The organism is Sphingopyxis sp., assembly GCF_035250425.1.
Classification (GTDB): domain Bacteria; phylum Pseudomonadota; class Alphaproteobacteria; order Sphingomonadales; family Sphingomonadaceae; genus Sphingopyxis.
The window spans coordinates 1-16,499 of sequence record NZ_DATFFD010000071.1 but is presented as its reverse complement, the minus strand read 5'-3'; the positions used below and the strand labels follow the sequence as shown (position 1 = coordinate 16,499).

Sequence of the window (16,499 nt, the reverse complement as noted above, 5' to 3'; positions counted from 1 at the left end):
CCGAACATCTGGCTGATTTCGGGCGCGGTGGTGAAATCGCCCGCGGCGCCGAGCGGGTCGCGCGTCGCATAATAATGGCTGTTGGCCGCCGCCATATAGTCGGCGATCGTCGCCGGCCGCGCCGCCGCGATTTCGCTTATCTGCTGCTCGGGACTCGGCGGCCCGTCACGCAACGCTGTCGAGTCCGGCGACCGGTTCGATCCGCTGGCGGCGGCCCTTCGCGGTGGCGACGAGCCAGAAACCGATCAGCAGCATCGGCACGGTCAGCGTCTGACCCATCGTGAGCCCCCACGACAGCGTGCCGAGCTGGACATCGGGTTCGCGCACGAACTCGACCGCAAAGCGGCTAAGGCCATAGATGATCGCCGCCATGCCGAACAGGAAACCGGGCTTGTAACGCGCGTCGGTGCGCCAGAAGAAAAAGGCGAGGATTGCCATCATCACGATCCCTTCGAGGCCCGCTTCGTAAAGCTGGCTCGGGTGGCGCGGGTCCATCGTGCCGCTGCCCGGAAAGATGATCGCCCACGGCACGTCGGTCTTGCGCCCCCACAGCTCGCCGTTCACGAAATTGGCGAGGCGGCCGAAGAAGAGCCCGAAGGGGACGACGCACGCGACATAGTCGCAAAAGCGCAGGAAACTGAGCTTTTCCTTGCGCGTCACGTACCAGATCGCGACCAGCACACCGATGACGCCGCCGTGCAGTGACATGCCGCCATCCCACAATTTGAAGATCTCGAGCGGCTTCTGGATATAATTGCCGAGGTTGTAGAAGAGCACATAGCCGAGCCGGCCGCCGAGGATGATCCCGAGCATGGCATAGAAGATCATGTCGTCGGCGTGGCGCCGCGCCATCGGGGCACCGGGCTGCGCGATCAGCTTGAGCAGATACCAGTAACCGACGAAAATCCCGGCGAGATAGGCGAGCGCGTACCAGCGGATCGGCAGGCCGAAGATGCTGAAAGCAATCTCGCTATTCTCTCCCATCAACTCCTGGAAGTTCACATATTGCGTTGCTTCGGCTAAGGTTGCAAAAAGAAACATAATGTCGCGCGGTCCTTCCCCAGGAGAGGCCTCCCCATAAGGGGTTAGGCGAGCGAGACCAAGAGGAGAGATGAAACATGCCATCAGCGCTCGATTTGCGCCTGGAAGCCGCCTATAATCTGATCACCGGTCCGGGCGGACCGATCCAGCTCGGGACCGTCGAACGCTTCGGCCGCCAGCTTCCCTTCATCACCAACGCGCCGACCAACCTTGCCGATTATGTTGCGTTTTTTGCCGCGCAGCATGGCGATGCGACCTTCCTCGTCGAAGGCGGCGAACGGCTGTCGTTCAAAGAGGTCTATATGGCGGCGCGGCAGGTCGCGGCGGGGCTGGTCGAAGGTCATGGCGTCCAGCGCGGCGACCGCGTCGGGCTCGCGATGCGCAACGCCAATGCGTGGTGCGTTTCCTATATCGGCATTTTGATGGCGGGCGGCTGCGCGACTTTGCTCAACGGCTGGTGGCAGGGCGGCGAACTCGCCGCGGGCATCCTCGACAGCGAGGCCAAGCTCGTGATCGCCGATGTCCAGCGCGCCGCACGGCTCGAAGAGGTCGACCATGGTGCGAAAATCATCACGCTCGACCTGACGCAGCCGATCGATCAGGCGATCGCACCGATCACCGGGGCGGGCGGTAGCGCCGCCACCGTGCTGCCCACGCTGACCGGACAGGATCTGGCGACGATCCTCTTCACCTCGGGCTCGACCGGCCAGTCGAAGGGCGCCTATTCGCGCCACGAGGCGGTGTGCCAGGCGATCTTCAACTATGTCACGCAGACCGCGAGCATCGTGCATCTGCTGACCGAAGACGGGCAGATGTCGGACATCCAGCCCGCGACCTTGATCTGCACTCCCCTGTTCCACGTCACCGCCGAAATTCCGGTGTTCCTGCAAAGCTTCGCGCTCGGCCGCAAACTCGTGCTGATGCCGAAGTGGAACGCCGACGAGGCGATGCGGCTGATCCAGGACGAGAAATGCAATTATTTCGTCGGCGTCCCGCTGATGAGCTATGAAATTCTCGTCAGCCCGAACCGCAAAAATTACGACCTCTCGACCTGCAAAAGCTACGCCGGCGGCGGCGCGCCGCGCCCGCCCGAGCATGTGCGGCGGTTGGCGTCCGAGATGGGGGAGGCGAAACCCTTGCTCGGTTACGGCCTCACCGAGACCAATGCGGTCGGCTGCGGCATCATCAACGAGAACTACGTCGCCAAGCCGATGTCGACCGGCCCCGCATCGAAGCCGCTCGTCGACCTCGCGATCCTCGACGACAATGGCGAGCCGGTTGCTGAGGGCGGCGTCGGCGAGGTGTGCATCCGGTCGGTGTGCAATTTCGAGGGTTATTGGAACAATGAGGCGGCGACCAAGGCGGCCTTCTTCGACAATGGCTATTTCCGTTCGGGCGACCTCGGCTATCTCGACGAGGACGGCTATCTGTTCATCGTCGATCGCAAGAAGGACATCATCATCCGCGGCGGCGAAAATATCAGCTGCCAGGAAGTCGAGGCGGCGATCTACGAGCATGCCGATGTGAATGAATGTGCGGTCTTCGGCCTTCCCGACGAGCGGCTCGGCGAGTGCGTCGGCGCCGTCGTGTGGATGAAACCCGGCAGCAGTGTCATGGCGGAAGAGCTGGTCGCCTTCCTCAGCGCGCGCCTTGCACCCTATAAGGTGCCGTGCCAGATCTGGATGTCGAACGACGCGTTGCCCAAGCTTGGCAGCGAAAAGATCGACAAGGTCAGCTTGCGGAGCCACTATCGCGAGGAATATGCCGCAAAGGTCGTCGCGTAACCGGAAGCAGCAAAGGAGCGAACCGGGATCATGGCCGAGGCTGAAATTCCCGTCGCTCCCGTCAAACCGGGGCCGGTGCGCGTCTATCGCCACCGGCTGCCGGTGCGCCTCTGGCATTGGGTGAATGCCGTCACCTTGCTCATCCTGTTGATGAGCGGGCTGATGATCTTCAACGCGCACCCACGGCTCTATTGGGGCGAATATGGCGCCAATTTCGACCGCGCCTGGCTGGTGATCGGCTCGACGGCGGACAGCGGCTATTTGCGCGTCGGCGATTATCGGATCGAGACGACGGGCGTGCTCGGCCGCTGGACCGATGCCGAGGGCGCGGAGAAAACCTGGGCCTTTCCGGGCTGGGCGACGATCCCGACGAGCTACAGCCTTGCCGACGGGCGGCGCTGGCACCTGCTGTTCGCGTGGATCCTGTCGATCGGCCTGACGCTCTACATGCTCTGGACGCTGCTGGGCGGACATTTGCGCAAGGACTTGCACGTCCGCCGCGCCGAATGGTCGCCGCGCCATCTCTGGCACGATGTGAAAGAACATGCGCGGCTGCGCTTTCCACGGGGTGAGGCGGCGGCGCGTTACGGCATCCTGCAGAAACTGAGCTATATCGGCGTGATATTCATCCTGCTGCCGCTGATGATCGCGACCGGCCTCACCATGTCGCCCGGAATGAACGCGGCGTGGCCATGGCTGCTCGATGTGTTCGGCGGGCGCCAGTCGGCGCGCTCGATCCATTTCATCACCGCCTGGGCGCTGGTTGCTTTCTTCCTCGTCCATATCGCGATGGTGCTGCTCGCCGGGCCGGTCAATGAAGTGCGCTCGATGGTCACCGGCTGGTTCCGCCTGCCGCCGGAGAGGGACGCGTGAGCGGGGTCAACCTTCCGCGCCGCCAGCTTCTGACGCGCGCCGGCGGGCTGATAGCCGCCGCAGGGACACTGCCGCTGCTCTCGGGCTGCGATGCGATCAACGAGGCGCCCGCGGTGCGCAAGATATTGTCGATGGGCGAGGAGATGAACCGCGCCAGCCAGCGCGCGCTGATCGACCGCAATGCGCTCGCGCGCGAGTTCGGCCAAGCCGACCTGTCGCCCTATTTCCGCCCCAACGGCACGCGCCTGCCGGCCGGCGCCGCCTATGCCGCGCACGCGGCGAGCGGATTTGCCGACTGGCGGATCAAGGTGGCCGGGCTCGTCGCGCGGCCGCTGTCGCTCTCGATGGCCGACATTCGCGCGATGCCGCAGCGCACCCAGATCACGCGCCACGACTGCGTCGAGGGCTGGAGCGCGATCGGACAATGGACCGGGGTTCCGCTTGCGCGCATCCTCGCCGCTGCCGGCGTGAAGGACCGCGCGCGCTATATCGTCTTCCGCTGCGCCGACCGGCTCGGCGATGCGCTCTATTATGAAAGCTGCGACATGGTCGACGCGCTGCATCCGCAGACGATCATGGCGTGGGCGCTCAACGACAAGATATTGCCGATCGCCAATGGCGCACCGCTCCGCCTCCGGATCGAACGCCAGCTCGGCTACAAGCACGCCAAATATGTGAACGCGATCGAGGCGGTCGCGAGCCTCGACGAAATCGGCGCGGGCAAGGGCGGTTATTGGGAGGACCGGATCGATTATGAATGGTATGCGGGAATCTGACGGCAACCTTTTTGCGGGTCGAATGTTCGGTCTTCAAATATGTTTATCCTGAGTCCGTTTCTCTCCCGCATCATTCGCCAGGGACGGCTGACCGTCGTCGCGCCGGACGGTGCGCGCGAAGAGTTCGGACAACCGGCACCCGGTTTCCCGAACGTCACCATCCGCTTCACCAATCGCCGGGGCATGCGCCGCATCGTCCTCGATCCCCGCATCGGCGCCGCCGAGGCGTTCATGGACGGCGAGATGGAGCTGGTCGAGGGCGATATCATGGACCTCATCGGCCTCATCCGCATGAACACCCCATGGGATCGCGGCGCAAGCCTCAAGGACAAGACATGGCTCGGCCAGCGCGCCGATTGGGTGAAAACGCGGCTCGGCTCGATCAACCGGCAGCGTCAGTCGCGCGCCAACGTCAAGCATCACTACGACATCGGCAACGACCTCTACCGCCTCTTCCTCGACGACGACATGCAGTATAGCTGCGCTTACTGGTCCCGCCCCGGCATGACGCTGGAGGAAGCACAGGCCGCGAAGAAGGCGCATATCGCCGCCAAACTCGCGCTGAAACCGGGGCAGCGCGTGCTCGATATCGGCTGCGGCTGGGGCGGGATGGCGATCACGCTGGCCAAGCTCGAACAAGTCGAGGTGCTGGGCATCACGCTGTCCGAAGAACAGCTTGCGCTCGCGCGGCAGCGCGCCGAGGAAGCCGGGGTCGCCGGCCGCGTCAAATTCGAACTGATCGACTATCGCGACCTCGCCGCGCGCGAGGCGGGGCGGTTCGACCGCATCGTCTCGGTCGGCATGTTCGAACATGTCGGCGCGCCCAATTTCGACACCTTCTTTCGCGCCGCCGCGAACCTGATGACCGCCGACGGCGTGATGCTGCTCCACACGATCGGCCGTTTCGGCAGGCCGGGGTCGACCGATGCCTTCACGCGCAAATATATCTTCCCCGGCGGCTATATTCCCGCGCTCAGCGAGACGGTGGCGGCGAGCGAGAAAAGCCGGCTGATCGTCACCGATATCGAGACATTGCGCCTCCATTACGCGCTGACGCTGCGCCAATGGTATGCGCGCACGCTCGCGCACGAGGCCGAGATCGTCGCCATGATGGGCGAGCGTTTCTTTCGCATGTGGTGCTTCTACCTCGCGGGCGCGACGTCGGCGTTCGAGAGCGGCGGGATGGGCAATTACCAGATCCAGTTCGCGCGCAGCCGCCATGCTTTGCCGCTGACGCGCGACTATATGGCCGGAGCGGAAGCGCGCTACGCCGGATAGCGCGCGTTCATGACGTCCCAGCTCAGCGCGACGAGCTGTTCGAGTACGTCCAGATCGACCTCGGCGAGCTTGCTCACATAAAGGCACGACTTGCCCGTCCTGTGTTTGCCGAGCTTCGCCAGCAGGGCGTCGGCCTCGGGCTGGCGGTCGAGGTAATGGCCCATCAGATAAAGCGTCATCGCCGCCTTGCGCGGGCTGAAGCCGGCGCGGCACATCGTGCCCGAATGACCGCTGTCATAGACATAGTCATAGCTGCCATAACCGATGATCGACGGCCCCCACATCCTGGGCTCAAATCCCGTCACGCGCCGGTGCATGGCATCGACCAGCACCGCCTCCTCGCGCCGTCGCGCGTCGGGGATCGCCGCGATGAAATCGGCGACGCCGGCTTGGGTCGCCCTGGTCTTGATCCCGGCCTTGCCCATGCTTCGCCTCCGGCGGCAGAATAGCTTGCCGATGGCGCAGTGCCAACGGGCGATTGGCGATCACCGCGATAGCGGGTGGAACTGGCGGCATCGGGGTGGGGAGGGGCTGTTGCCTGATCCTCCCCGGAACGGGGAGGTGGCAGCCCGCAGGGCTGACGGAGGGGTCGCAACCTCTCGTCATGACGCACCGTCCCGACCCCTCCACCACCGCCTACGGCGGCGGTCCCCCTCCCCGTTCCGGGGAGGAACCATGGTCCGCAACCGGTCGCTATCGGCCATCCACCCAGCCGCAAAACCGCTGTCCTACAAAGCCGGGCCGCGCTAGCCTTCTGCTTATGCTTTCCGATCCTTCGCTTCGCCGCCCCGACCGACCGGCCTTAAAACGACAAAGGAGACATTTCGGACCCGCCCATCGGTATCCTTTGTCGCTTTAAGACCGGTCGCCGACGCCGCGAAGGGCGATCGTCATGCGATTCTCGAGTGAAGTTGCGCAGTTTTCCGCCCGTCCGCCCGATCAGGGCGTTGCGCCGTGCGGGCTGGCCTGCTAGCCGCGCCCGCGTCTTCCCTCGCCAAAGGTGTCAATATGTCCGAGTCCTTCAAGCGCGTCGTCCTCGCCTATTCGGGCGGCCTCGATACCAGCGTCATCCTGAAGTGGCTGCAGGTCACCTATGGCTGCGAGGTCGTGACCTTCACCGCCGACCTTGGCCAGGGCGAAGAGATCGAGCCCGCGCGCGCCAAGGCCGAGCTGATGGGCGTGAAGCCCGAGCATATCTATATCGACGACGTCCGCGAGGAATTCGTCCGCGATTTCGTCTTCCCGATGATGCGCGCCAACGCCCGCTACGAGGGCGATTATCTGCTCGGCACCTCGATCGCACGCCCGCTGATTTCGAAGCGTCTCATCGAGATCGCCCGGGAAGTCGGCGCCGACGCGGTCGCGCATGGTGCGACGGGCAAGGGCAACGACCAGGTGCGCTTCGAACTCAGCGCCTATGCGCTCAATCCCGATATCAAGGTGATCGCGCCGTGGCGCGAATGGGACCTCACGAGCCGCACCGCGCTGATCGACTTCGCCGAAAAGAACCAGATTCCGGTGCCGAAGGACAAGCGCGGCGAAAGCCCGTTCTCGACCGACGCCAACCTCCTCCACACCTCGTCCGAAGGCAAGGTGCTCGAGGATCCGTGGGAAGAGACCCCCGACTATGTCTATTCGCGCACGGTCAATCCCGAGGATGCGCCCGACACCCCCGAATATGTCACGATCGATTTCGAGCGCGGCGACGGCGTCGCGCTGAACGGGCAGACGATGTCGCCCGCCACTTTGTTGGCGGCACTCAACGACCTTGGCCGCAAACATGGCATCGGCCGCCTCGACCTCGTCGAGAACCGCTTCGTCGGGATGAAGTCGCGCGGCATGTACGAAACGCCCGGCGGCGAAATCTATGCGCGTGCCCACCGCGGCATCGAAAGCATCACGCTCGACCGCGGCGCGGCGCACCTCAAGGACGAGCTGATGCCAAAATATGCCGAGCTCATCTACAACGGCTTCTGGTTCGCGCCCGAACGCGAGATGCTGCAGGCGGCGATCGACCACAGCCAGGAAAAGGTGTCGGGCACGGTGCGGCTCAAGCTTTACAAGGGCAACGCCAGCGTCGTCGGCCGCAAGTCACCGAACAGCCTTTACAGCGAGCGCCATGTGACGTTCGAGGACGATGCAGGCGCTTATGACCAGAAGGATGCGGCGGGCTTCATCAAATTGAATGCGCTGCGCCTGAAACTGCTGGCGAAGCGCGACAGATAGTCGTCGTCACGGCATGGGCAGGACTGGCTGAGGGGTACAGGGTATGACGGCGACGCGCTTCTTTTCCGACAACGCCGCCGCGGTGCATCCGGCAGTGATGGAGGCCTTGGCCGCCGCGAATCATGTCGACACCGCCTATGACGGCGACGCGCTCAGCCGGTCGCTCGATGCCGCCTTTTCAGAATTGTTCGAGAGTGATTGCGAGGTTGTCTGGATCTCGACCGGCACTGCGGCGAACAGCATCATCCTCGGTCATTTCGTGCGGCCGTGGCAAGGTATCCTCTGTTACGAGGAGGCGCATATCGAGGTCGATGAGGGCGGCGCGCCGACCTTCTATTCTGGCGGCGCCAAGCTGATGCCGCTGCCCGGGCGCGGCGCCAAGATCGATACCGCGGCGCTCAAGACCCGGCTTGCCGGGATTCGTCAGGATGTTCACCAGGTCCAGCCCGCGGCGATCAGCATCACCAACGCCACCGAATATGGGCTCGCGTGGCGCCCGCAGGAAATCGGCGAGATCAGCGAGATCGCCAAGGGCCGGGGGATGAAACTCCACATGGACGGCGCACGCTTCGCCAATGCCGTTGCTTTCCTCGGCTGCGCGCCCGCCGACGTCACCTGGCGCGCCGGAGTCGATGCGCTGTCGTTCGGCTTCACCAAAAACGGCGCGATGATGGCCGAGGCCATCGTCTTTTTCGGCGGCAGCGGCGGGGCCGGAGTGCGCGAACTCAAGAAGCGCGGCGGCCATTTGCTCAGCAAGGGGCGGTTCGTCGCGGCGCAGATCCGCGCGATGCTGAACGATGATCTGTGGCTCGCCAATGCGCGCGCCGCCAATGCGGGCGCGGCGAAGCTCGCGGCGGCGTGCGGCGGCCGGCTGATGCATCCGGTCGAGGCGAATGAGCTGTTCGTGCGTCTGACTGCCGAGGAAGCCGCCAAATTGCGCGCGGCGGGTTTCGATTTCTATGACTGGGGCGAAGGCGCGGCGCGTCTCGTCGTCAGCTGGGATCAGGACGCCGAGGCAGTGGCGCCGCTGGCGGCCGCGATCGGCTCGCTGTGAGTAGCGAGCAGCCGCCGACGCTGCTCAGTCCGCGCGTCCTCCTGCCCTTCATGCTGGTGACGTTGATCTGGGGATCGACCTGGATCGTCATCACCGGGCAGCTTGGCGTGGTTCCGCCCAGCTGGTCGGTGACCTATCGCTTCGCGGTCGCGGCGATCGCGATGTTCGCCTTTGCCACGATCCGCCGCGAGCCGCTTCTGCTTGTGCCGCGCGCCATGCTCTTTGCGGCGGTGCTCGGCACCGCGCAATTCGCCTTCAACTTCAACTTCGTCTACCGCGCCGAACAGCATATCACCTCGGGCCTGGTCGCGGTGCTGTTCGCGCTGCTGATCGTGCCCAACACCTTGCTCGGCCATGCTTTCCTCAAGACCCCGCTCGAAGGGCGCTTCCTCGCGGGGGCGGGGATTGCGATCGTCGGCGTCGGGCTGATGATCCTTCACGAATATCGCGTCGCCGCGGTCGGCGCGGGCGAGGTGCTGCTCGGCACCGCGCTGACCCTCGCCGGGGTGATGAGCGCGTCGACCGCCAACGTCATGCAGGGAACGCGCATCGCGCGCGCGCAGTCGATGGTTGTGATGAGCGCGTGGGCGATGCTCTTCGGCGCGCTCGCCGATGGCAGCTATGCGTGGATCACCGTCGGCCCGCCGGTGATCGAGCCGACCGCAACCTACATCGGCGGCGTCCTCTATCTTGGCGTGATCGCCAGCGCGGTGACCTTTCCGCTCTATTTCAACATCATCCGCGCGGTCGGGCCGGGGCAGGCGGCGTGGTCGAGCGTGCTGATCCCGATCATCGCGATGGGCTTTTCGACCGCGTTCGAGGGCTACCGCTGGGCGACGCTGTCGATCGCGGGCGGCGTCGTCGCGCTGATCGGGCTGGTGATCGCGGTCGCGAAGCGGCCCGAACGGCCGTCGGTCAGCGGCAATATGGTTTCGGTCCCGGTCGAACCCGAGAGCTAGTTGCCATTGGTGTGTTGTTTCAGTAGGACGCTCCTATGAAATATCTGATCGGCACCCTTCTCCTTCTCGCTACGCTTCCGGCGGCGCCCGCCTTTGCACAGACCGCCTGCACGCCCGGCACCTATGCCGCCCCCGACGGCGATTTCGTCGTGCTGGTGAAATCCCCGGCGGTCGCGGCGCCGGGGTTGCGCTATCTGTTCCGCGACGGCCGCCGCGGTGCGACGACCGATACCGGTGTGCCGCTGACGTGCGGGACGGACGATGTGGCCGTCGGCGGCAAGCGCTGGGCGCCCATCGCCTTTCGCGAGACACAAGCGACCTTCGACAGCGTCGGCACGAAAATGACCGGCGTGCTGATCGAGCCGCCGGGCGCCCCCGACGCGAAGCGGCCGCTTGTCGTAATGGTGCATGGGTCCGAACGCACCTCGCCGATCGGCGGCGTCTATGGCTATGCGATGGCGGCGCAGGGGATATCGGTCTTCGTCTATGACAAGCGCGGCACCGGCGGGTCCGACGGCGAATATACGCAGAATTTCGAACTGCTTGGCGAGGATGCGGCGAACGCACTGGGGCAGGCGCGCGGCATGGCGGCGGGGCGTTATGGCCGCGCAGGCTTTTTCGGCGGCAGCCAGGGCGGCTGGGTCGCCCCGCTCGCCGCGACGCGCACCAAGGCCGATTTCGTCGCGATCGGTTTCGGCCTCGTTGCCTCGCCGATCGAGGAAGACCGCGAGCAGATGGTATCGGAGGTGCGCGGGGCAGGGCTGGGCCAAGACGCCGAGGCGCTGGTCGGGCGATTGTCGGACGCGACCGGCAAGCTGCTGCTGTCCGGTTTCGCCGAAGGCTACGCCGAGCTCGACGCGGTGCGCGCCGAGATGGCGGGCCAGCCGTGGGCGGCGAAGATCGCGGGCGAACATAGCGGCGCGATCGCGCATATGTCCAACGATGCGCTGCGCCGGGTCGGGCGCGCACGCTTCGATAATCTCGAACTCATCTGGAATTATGACGCGCTTGCGGCGCTGAAGAAGCTCGAAGCGCCGCTGCTCTGGGTGCTCGCGGGCGAGGATCGCGAGGCGCCGATCGAAACGACGCGCGGCGCGCTGCTTGGCCTCGCCAAAACGGGCAAGCCGGTCGACGTCTATCTCTTTCCCCAGACCGATCATGGCATGTGGGAATTCACCACCGACACCAGCGGGGAACGTCAGGTCACGCGCATCACCGACGGCTATCTGAAATTGCTCGCCGACTGGATCAAGCGCGATGTGCGCGGCACCTATGGCCGCGCGGAACGGCTTACCCCGCGCTGATCCGCTCGATGTCGGCGCCGACCGCCTGGAGCTTCTCCTCGAGCCGCTCGTAACCGCGGTCGAGGTGATAGACGCGGTTGACCTCGGTCGTGCCCTCGGCGGCGAGGCCGGCGATGATGAGGCTCATCGAGGCGCGCAGGTCGGTTGCCATCACCGGCGCGCCGACCAGCTTGTCGACCCCGCGCACGACCGCGCTGCGGCCGCGGACGTCGATGTCGCAGCCCATGCGCGCGAGCTCGGGGACGTGCATATAGCGGTTTTCGAAGATCGTCTCGGTGAACAGCGAGGCGCCCTTGCCGAGCGTCGCCATCGCCATGAACTGCGCCTGCATGTCGGTCGCGAAGCCGGGGTAGGGCGCGGTCGACAGCGTGACGGGTTCGGCGCGGCCCGACATGGCGACGCGGATGCCGCCCTTGGTCTCCTCGACCGTTGCGCCCGCCTGGCGCAGCGCGGCGAGCGTCGCGTCCATCTCGTCGGCCTTCGCGCCAACGAGTTCGACATCGCCCTCGGTGATGACGGCGGCGCAGGCATAGCTGCCCGCCTCGATGCGGTCGGCCATGACGCGGTAGGTCGCGCCGTGGAGGCGATCGACGCCCTCGATCGTCAGCGTCTCGGTGCCGATGCCCTCGATATGCGCGCCCATCGCGGCGAGGCAGTTGCAGAGGTCGACGATCTCGGGCTCGCGCGCCGCATTTTCGAGGACGCAGGTGCCCTTGGCGAGCGACGCGGCCATCAGCGCATTTTCGGTCGCGCCGACCGAGACGACGGGGAAGGTGAACTTGCCGCCCGCGAGGCGGCCACCGGGGGCAACGGCCTTCACATAACCCGACGTCAGTTCGATCTGGGCGCCGAACGCTTCCAAAGCCTTTAGGTGGAGGTCGATCGGGCGGTTGCCGATCGCGCAGCCGCCGGGCAGCGAGACGGTCGCCTCGCCCGCGCGCGCGAGCAGCGGGCCGAGCACGAGGATCGAAGCGCGCATCTTGCGCACGATGTCATAGGGCGCGACGGTCGAGGTGAGCGTCGTCGTGCGCGCGGTCATCACGCGGCCGAAATCTTCGGGGCGCGACCCCTCGATCGTCGTCGAACAGCCGAGCTGGTTGAGTAGATGCCCGAAGCCGTCGACATCGGCGAGCCGCGGCAGGTTGCGCAGCGTCAGCGGCTCATCGGTGAGCAGCGCGCAGGGCAGCAGGGTGAGCGCCGCATTCTTGGCGCCGGAGATCGGAATACGGCCCTTGAGTCGCTGGCCGCCGCGAATGACGATTTGATCCATCGGCTGTCTTTAGCGCATGCGCGAGGCCGCGCAAGCGGACTAGCTATGTGGGCTGCGGCGAGCGGTAATTCGCGTCGCCTTTTGCGCCTGTGCCTCGCGCTGGCCCTTGCTCATGAAGAAATAGCCGACGGCCGAGAGGATCAGCAACGCGACGCCGAGCAGCGGAACGCCGCCGCGCGTGAACAGGATCAGCGCGATCCACGCGATGTTGGCGATACCCAGGATCAGGAAAATCTTCTGGTTGTTGCCCGCAAAGCCGTAGACGTCGCGCCCGCCCACGGTGCGGACGCCGTGGACGCCCTTCAGGTCGAACGCATTATAGAGGTAGAAGCGGCCGCGTGCGCCGGGCACCAGCTCGGCAGCGACATTGTCCTTGACCACGGCATTGCGGATCGTCCGCGTGCCGCCGTCGTCCTGCTGGAAAGTGATGCTGCGAAAGATCGCGGCTCCCCCCTTGGCGCGCTTGAGGTCGGCAGCTTCGATGCTGCCGTCGATGATCGAGGTAGGCATATGTCGGATCCCCTGCTGTAGCGCGACCCGGGGGCCAACAGGCCAATCGATCCGGCGGCATAAGGGAAGCCGCGCCCATGGTTAAGTTATCGCCGATGATATGCGGCTTTATTCATGGCTTTCCCCGTGAAAATATGAAACTATTCGCGTCGATATTGGGGTCGAACACAGGCAGCTTAAAACGGAAACGACTTTTCACAGGGGAGAAGGTCATGCGGAATAATGTCGTCACGATCGTTACTACGGCTGCGTTGATCGCCAGCCAGCTTGCTGTCCCGGCCATGCCGCAAGCGACGACTTTGCCCTATCCGAACCCGGGCGGGCCGGTGGTCGTCCAGCCAACTCCCGGCGGACCGCAGATCCAGCCTCCGCGTCCGGGTCGGCCCGAGATTGTCCAACCATCGCCGGGCTACGGCTATGCAGGAACGCTCCGCTGCGAATCGCGGAACAACAGGGTCGAGCGTTGCAACGTCCGCACCGGCAATCGCGTCGACCTGCAACGGGTGCTCGGCGGGCGCTGCTCGAAGGGGCGCGACTGGGGCTTTACCGCCAACCAGATATGGGTTTCGGGCGGATGCCGCGCCGAATTCGCTTATGGCTACGCCAATGACGGCGGTTACCCGGTCCCGCTGCCGCAGCCGGTCGACGATTATGCGGGCATCATGAACTGCGAATCACGGAATTACAGCTATCAGCAGTGCAACGTCCGGACGAATGATCGTGTCGAACTCACGCGCAAAATTGCCGGCAAATGCAACGCCGGACGCCAATGGGGTTACACCAGCGATTATATCTGGGTGGACAAGGGCTGCCGCGCCGAATTCGGCTATGGCTACCGCAATGTGCGGCCGCCCGAAAAGGACAAGGACAAAGGGCCGAGCACCGGGCTGATTATCGGCGGCATCGTCGTCGCGGGCGGGCTGCTGGCGCTGCTTGCAAGCAAGAAAAAGAAGGCGCCGGCCAGCGAGCAGACAACCGCGCCCGTGGACACGGCCACCCCGGCCTATCCCGCGGGTCCTCCGGCGGCGCTGAGCGCCAACCTCTCCGCCCTGCCCAGCGCGGCGCGGCCGTCGGTGCAGAATTGCATGACCGATGCGGCGCGGCAGATCGGGGTGACCGGCGGGACGCGGCTGTCCTATGACAAGCTGATCTCGCTCGAACAGGGCAACGGCGGCTGGCGCATCCGCGCGACGATGACCGCGACCTATCCCGACGGCGCAAAGCAGGTCGAGATGTATTGCCGCGCGACGCCCAGCGACATCATCCAGCTCGACTTTAGCTGAGGTCGGGCTAATCCCCGTCCGTCATCCCCGCCTGCGCCGGGATGACGGACGGTCTTGGACTCAGCGGGAGCCGGAATATCATGCGACACGATGGTCCGGCTGCGGCGCTGTGGTCGCGGGCCTATCCGTTGCTCTCGATGACGGCACTGTTCTGGGCGGGCAATTCGATCGTCGGGCGTGCCGCGCGCGAGCTGGTGCCGCCCGCCGCGCTGTCCTTCTGGCGCTGGACGTTCGCGCTCGCGCTGCTGCTCCCGCTGGCCTGGCCGCATCTGAAGCGCGACTGGCCGGTGCTGCGCGCGCACTGGCCGATCATGGCGATCCTCGGCGCGCTCGGCATCGGCGCCTTCAACACCTTGCTCTATACCGGGTTGCAGACGACGACCGCGCTCAATTCGATGCTGATCCAGTCGGCGCAGCCCGCGCTGATCCTGATGGTCGGGGGGCTGGTGATGCGCGACCGGACGAGCGCGCGGCAGGTCGCGGGGGTGTTGGTGTCGCTCGCCGGGGTGCTGATCGTGGTATCGCGCGGCGACCTCGCCCTGCTTCTCGCGCTGCGGCTGAACAGCGGCGACGCGATCATCGCCTTCGCGGTCTTGCTCTGGGCGCTCTATTCGGTGCTGCTGCGCAAGCGGCCGCCGGTGCATCCACTGAGTTTCCTTGCGGCGTCGATCATGGTCGGGCTGGTCGTGATCGCTCCCGTCTATCTGGCCGAGATCGCATCGGGGCGGCTGATCGTGCCGGAAACGGGCAGCGCGCTGGCCATCGCCTATGTGTCGATCTTTCCGTCGTTTCTCGCCTATCTCTTCTTCAACCGCGGGGTCGAGCTGATCGGCTCGGCCGCGACCGCGCAATATATGAATGTGATGCCGCTGATGGGCGCGGGGCTGGCGATGCTGTTCCTCGGCGAGGCGCTGCACCTGTTCCATGTTGCCGGTCTGGCGCTGGTGCTGGCGGGCATCTGGGTCGCGGGACGTCCCGCGGCGAATTGACCGGTCAGCCGAGCGCTTCCTCGACCTGTGTCAGCCGGTCCTTGCCGAAAAACATCTCGTCGCGCACGAAGAAGGTCGGGATACCGAATGCCCCGCGCGCGACCGCGGCTTCGGTGTTCTGGGCCAGCTTCGCCTTGATCGCGGGTTCCTGCGTGCGCGCAAGCAGCGCGGGTCCGTCGAAGCCGTTCGCCGAGAGGTACGCCGCGATGACCTCGGGATCGTCCATCTTCAGCCCTTCCTCCCACATCGCGCGGTTCACCGCGTCGACATAATCGTCGAGCACGCCTTCGTCTTCGGCGACGATCGCGCCGCGCATGATCGTCAGCGTATTGACCGGGAAGTGGGGGTTGATGCGGAATTTGGTGAGGCCGTGCCTTTCGATGAAGCGCCGCATTTCGAGGTTTTCATAGGCGAGTTTGGCGGGGGCGTCGGCATATTGCACCATCGGCGCCTTGTTGCCCGTCGCCTTGAAAATGCCGCCGAGCAGGCAGGGGGTGATGGTCAGGTCGGCGCCGGTGCGGTCGAGCAGTTCGGGCAGCGCCTTCATGCAAAGATTGGCGTTGGGGCTGCCGAAATCGAAGATGAGTTCGAGGGTCTTGGTCATGGCTTCATTCCTTTCCCTTCTCCCCTTGTGGGAGAAGGATAGGGAGCCTTGCCGCTTCAGCGGCTAGGCGGACTTGGAAGAGGGGGTGCGAGCCGCTGGCTCGCGCGGTCGCGGTGCGACCGCTCACCCTCTCCCAGCTTCGCCTAGGCAGCAAGCTGCCAAGGCTGCGCAACCCTCTCCCGCAAGGGGAGAGGGGATTGGTGGACTCACCATTTTTCTCCCCAGGGGCGAAGGTCGAGTTCGTGGGTCCACGCGCTTTTGGGCTGTTTGTGCAGCATTACATAATTGGCGGCGATCGCGGCCGGATTGAGGATCAGATCCAGCGCTTTCGCATTGTCGAAATCGGGGTGGCGGCCCTTGATGAAGTCGGTGTCGATCGCGCCGTCGATGATCGTGTGCGCGACATGGATGCTTTGCGGACCGAGCTCGCGCGCCATCGACTGGGCGAGCATGCGGAGCGCGGCTTTGGCGCCCGAGAAGGCCGAAAAACCCGATCCGCCGCGCAAGCTCGCGGTCGCGCCGGTGAAGATGATCGTACCGCGGCCGCG

General features: G+C 65.2%; 16 protein-coding genes and 1 pseudogene. 10 read left to right on the top strand and 7 right to left on the bottom strand.

Annotation, left to right across the window (positions count from 1 at the left end; translation table 11 throughout):
* Together VJ811_RS04510 and lgt are read right to left on the bottom strand one after the other, a co-directional pair.
* Window positions 1-140 (bottom strand): annotated as a pseudogene (locus VJ811_RS04510) (class I SAM-dependent methyltransferase); the annotation flags it as partial.
* A gap of 25 nt (window positions 141-165) precedes the next feature.
* Window positions 166-1,041 carry a prolipoprotein diacylglyceryl transferase gene (lgt, locus tag VJ811_RS04505; RefSeq protein ID WP_324071085.1) on the bottom strand — a complete coding sequence of 292 codons (876 nt, stop codon included), beginning with the start codon at window positions 1,039-1,041 and terminating at the stop codon, window positions 166-168.
* A 77-nt stretch (window positions 1,042-1,118) separates the two neighbouring features.
* Between lgt and VJ811_RS04500 the strand changes: the two genes are divergently transcribed.
* From VJ811_RS04500 to VJ811_RS04485, 4 genes are read left to right on the top strand one after another with little or no spacing between them, the layout of a single operon-like run.
* A complete protein-coding gene (locus tag VJ811_RS04500) occupies window positions 1,119-2,825 on the top strand; it encodes a class I adenylate-forming enzyme family protein (protein WP_324071084.1) in 1,707 nt (568 codons plus the stop codon).
* A gap of 30 nt (window positions 2,826-2,855) precedes the next feature.
* Window positions 2,856-3,698 (top strand): cytochrome b/b6 domain-containing protein, encoded by an 843-nt coding sequence (locus VJ811_RS04495; protein WP_324071083.1) that lies wholly within the window; start codon window positions 2,856-2,858, stop codon window positions 3,696-3,698.
* Window positions 3,695-4,474, top strand: a complete 780-nt coding sequence (locus tag VJ811_RS04490) for a molybdopterin-dependent oxidoreductase (protein WP_324071082.1) — start codon at window positions 3,695-3,697, stop codon at window positions 4,472-4,474. The genes VJ811_RS04495 and VJ811_RS04490 overlap by 4 nt, the downstream gene beginning before the upstream one ends.
* 39 nt (window positions 4,475-4,513) lie before the next feature.
* Window positions 4,514-5,752 (top strand): cyclopropane-fatty-acyl-phospholipid synthase family protein, encoded by a 1,239-nt coding sequence (locus VJ811_RS04485; RefSeq protein ID WP_324071081.1) that lies wholly within the window; start codon window positions 4,514-4,516, stop codon window positions 5,750-5,752.
* Here the strand turns inward: VJ811_RS04485 and VJ811_RS04480 are convergent.
* Window positions 5,740-6,177, bottom strand: a complete 438-nt coding sequence (locus VJ811_RS04480; RefSeq protein ID WP_324071080.1) for a DUF1801 domain-containing protein — start codon at window positions 6,175-6,177, stop codon at window positions 5,740-5,742. The genes VJ811_RS04485 and VJ811_RS04480 overlap by 13 nt on opposite strands.
* Window positions 6,178-6,760: 583 nt before the next feature.
* On the opposite strand from VJ811_RS04480, the gene VJ811_RS04475 reads away from it, so the two are divergent.
* From VJ811_RS04475 to VJ811_RS04460, 4 genes are read left to right on the top strand one after another with little or no spacing between them, the layout of a single operon-like run.
* A complete protein-coding gene (locus VJ811_RS04475; RefSeq protein WP_324071079.1) occupies window positions 6,761-7,978 on the top strand; it encodes an argininosuccinate synthase in 1,218 nt (405 codons plus the stop codon).
* A gap of 43 nt (window positions 7,979-8,021) precedes the next feature.
* Window positions 8,022-9,032, top strand: a complete 1,011-nt coding sequence (locus VJ811_RS04470; protein WP_324071078.1) for a threonine aldolase family protein — start codon at window positions 8,022-8,024, stop codon at window positions 9,030-9,032.
* Between the two features lie 50 nt (window positions 9,033-9,082).
* Window positions 9,083-9,991, top strand: coding sequence for a DMT family transporter (locus VJ811_RS04465; protein WP_324071086.1), 909 nt, complete (start codon window positions 9,083-9,085; stop codon window positions 9,989-9,991).
* Window positions 9,992-10,026: 35 nt separating this feature from the next.
* Window positions 10,027-11,295, top strand: a complete 1,269-nt coding sequence (locus VJ811_RS04460; protein WP_324071077.1) for an alpha/beta hydrolase family protein — start codon at window positions 10,027-10,029, stop codon at window positions 11,293-11,295.
* On the opposite strand, the gene murA is transcribed toward VJ811_RS04460, so the two are convergent.
* Both murA and VJ811_RS04450 read right to left on the bottom strand, forming a co-directional pair.
* Window positions 11,282-12,565, bottom strand: a complete 1,284-nt coding sequence (gene murA, locus VJ811_RS04455) for a UDP-N-acetylglucosamine 1-carboxyvinyltransferase (protein WP_324071076.1) — start codon at window positions 12,563-12,565, stop codon at window positions 11,282-11,284. The two genes, VJ811_RS04460 and murA, sit on opposite strands and share 14 nt — an antisense overlap.
* Before the next feature lie 39 nt (window positions 12,566-12,604).
* Window positions 12,605-13,075, bottom strand: a complete 471-nt coding sequence (locus VJ811_RS04450) for a hypothetical protein (protein ID WP_324071075.1) — start codon at window positions 13,073-13,075, stop codon at window positions 12,605-12,607.
* A 212-nt stretch (window positions 13,076-13,287) separates the two neighbouring features.
* Between VJ811_RS04450 and VJ811_RS04445 the strand changes: the two genes are divergently transcribed.
* Together VJ811_RS04445 and VJ811_RS04440 are read left to right on the top strand one after the other, a co-directional pair.
* On the top strand, window positions 13,288-14,358 hold the full coding sequence (locus VJ811_RS04445; RefSeq protein ID WP_324071074.1) for a DUF3011 domain-containing protein: 1,071 nt from the start codon (window positions 13,288-13,290) through the stop codon (window positions 14,356-14,358).
* An 80-nt stretch (window positions 14,359-14,438) separates the two neighbouring features.
* Window positions 14,439-15,347 carry a DMT family transporter gene (locus tag VJ811_RS04440; RefSeq protein WP_324071073.1) on the top strand — a complete coding sequence of 303 codons (909 nt, stop codon included), beginning with the start codon at window positions 14,439-14,441 and terminating at the stop codon, window positions 15,345-15,347.
* Between the two features lie 4 nt (window positions 15,348-15,351).
* Here VJ811_RS04440 and VJ811_RS04435 read toward each other — a convergent pair whose 3' ends face one another.
* Window positions 15,352-15,951, bottom strand: a complete 600-nt coding sequence (locus VJ811_RS04435) for a 2-hydroxychromene-2-carboxylate isomerase (RefSeq protein ID WP_324071072.1) — start codon at window positions 15,949-15,951, stop codon at window positions 15,352-15,354.
* 206 nt (window positions 15,952-16,157) lie between these two features.
* Window positions 16,158-16,499: SDR family NAD(P)-dependent oxidoreductase (locus tag VJ811_RS04430; RefSeq protein WP_324071071.1), on the bottom strand; the 342-nt coding region annotated here is incomplete at its 5' end.